Consider the following 620-nt stretch of genomic DNA (forward strand, 5'->3'; position numbering starts at 1 on the left):
ACTGCTGGCAAGCAGGCGTATGTGCCGCTGCGATTTGTGCCCGGAGAGGCGTTCCAGTTCGACTGGAGTGAAGACTGGATCAAGATCAACGGAGTGAACACCAAACTACAGATAGCGCATTTCAAGCTCTGCTACAGCCGCGCTTACTTTATGCGAGCCTACCTGACCCAGTCTCACGAGATGCTGTTCGATGCGCACTACCATGCGTTTACCGCGTTTGGTGGTATTCCGGAACGCGGGATTTACGACAATATGAAAACGGCCGTGGACAAGATTGGTCGCGGCAAGCAACGCCAAATTAACAAGCGCTTCCATGCCATGGTCGGCCATTACCTGTATGAGCCTGAATTCTGTAACCCTGCTGCCGGTTGGGAAAAGGGACAAGTTGAGAAGGGCGTACTGGATGCCCGTCACGGGCTCTGGTATGACACACCACCGTTTAAGTCCTTGAATGAGCTTAACAACTGGCTGCAAGAACGTTGTCAGGCACTATGGCGAGAAACGGCGCATCCCCAGTTCAAAACCCGCTCACTAGCAGATTGCCTGGAAGATGAACTACCGGCGATGATGCCAGTTCCCGTGGCCTTCGACGGCTTTGTCGAGCACAGCAAGCGCGTATC

General features: G+C 53.9%; 1 protein-coding gene. It reads left to right on the forward strand.

Translation table 11 applies throughout. From position 1 onward, the window contains the following. A partial coding sequence (gene istA, locus Q5Y71_RS17105) for an IS21 family transposase (protein ID WP_306043276.1) occupies positions 1–620 on the forward strand: 620 nt, incomplete at both ends.

The organism is Microbulbifer sp. 2205BS26-8 (assembly GCF_030731025.1).
Classification (GTDB): domain Bacteria; phylum Pseudomonadota; class Gammaproteobacteria; order Pseudomonadales; family Cellvibrionaceae; genus Microbulbifer; species Microbulbifer spongiae.